Annotated in this window: 1 protein-coding gene; it reads right to left on the reverse strand. The window is 68.0% G+C overall.

What is annotated here, in order from left to right:
- Positions 1 to 32 precede the first annotated feature (32 nt).
- The gene (locus ABZ717_RS28645) at positions 33 to 1,154 is read right to left on the reverse strand and encodes an IS630 family transposase (RefSeq protein ID WP_358516399.1); all 1,122 of its coding nucleotides are present in this window, start codon (positions 1,152 to 1,154) and stop codon (positions 33 to 35) included.
- Between the last annotated feature and the right edge of the window lie 29 nt (positions 1,155 to 1,183).

Raw genomic sequence — 1,183 nt, forward strand, 5'->3', positions numbered from 1 at the left:
TGCTGTGACCGGAAACGTTCACCCGGGTGTCCTCACGCTGCGATGGGTAGCGGTCGGCCTCCCCAACGAACACCTTTCTCGCTGCGTACCCGGGCGCGTTCTCGGCGTTGGGCCGCGAGCACGTCCGGGTCACGGGCGTTGGCGTTGCGCCACCGCAGGTAGGCATGCAGCGCCCGCGTCTGGACCGTGTGGTTGGGGTGGTGGGAGTTGGCGATGGTGAACTGGCGCAGCGGCCCGAAGTGCGCCTCGATCGGGTTGGCCCAGGAGGCGTAGGTGGGGGTGAAGCACAACTCGACCTTGTTGCGCCGGGCCCAGGAGCGGATCTTGGGACCCTTGTGCGCGGACAGGTTGTCCATGATCACGTAGACGGGTGCGCCGTCCGGGCGGGCGGCCCGAATCGACTTGAGCGCCGTGAGCGTGTTCGCGCCGCCTTTGCGCCGGTGGTTGATGCCCCACAGGGTGTCGGAGCCCACCGAGTAGCAGCCATGGAAGTAAGTGACGCCGTGGGTGCGCCGATAGGTGGCCGCGATGCGATCGGGCAGGCTCTTGCGGGCCCAGCCCGTTCCGGCGGTGGGGCGGATGCCCAACGGCCCGAACTCGTCGAAGGCGAAGATCCGGTCGGCGAAGTGCTCCATGACGTGCTCGATGCGGTCGAGTTTGGTATCGCGGTCGGGGTCGGGTGAGTCCTTCCAGGTCGTGGTGCGTTGGAAGGTGACACCGTGCCGGTGGAGCAGGGTCCGCAGGGTCTCGCGGCCGATGCGCAGGCCTGGTCCGGGGCGGCGGGCCAGGTGGGCGGCGAGTTTACGCAGCGACCAGCGGGTGAAGGGCTGGCCGAGCTTGGTCGGGCGGGTCGTGGCCGTGTGGATGACGAGGTCTTCCTCGTCAGAGGTGAGCAGGCGGGGACGGCCTCCCGCCCACTTAGGGTCCAGGCAGCTCAGCCCTTGGTCGTTGAAGGCGTGGATGACCTCGCGCACGGTCTTTTCGTCAGCGGCGACCAGGCGAGCTATGACCGGGACGGTGTTGCCGCTGGAAGAGGCCAGGATGATCATCGCCCGCCGGTAGCGAACCGTGTTGGTGCTGCCCCGGCGGACGATGCGTTGCAGTTTTTGGCCCTCAGGATCGGTGAGTCTGCGGGCTTTGAGGGGTGCGGACACCGCGGCTCCCAGGATCGGCTGCTGGTGTT

The organism is Nocardiopsis sp. NPDC006832 (assembly GCF_040635885.1).
Taxonomy (GTDB): Bacteria; Actinomycetota; Actinomycetes; order Streptosporangiales; family Streptosporangiaceae; genus Nocardiopsis.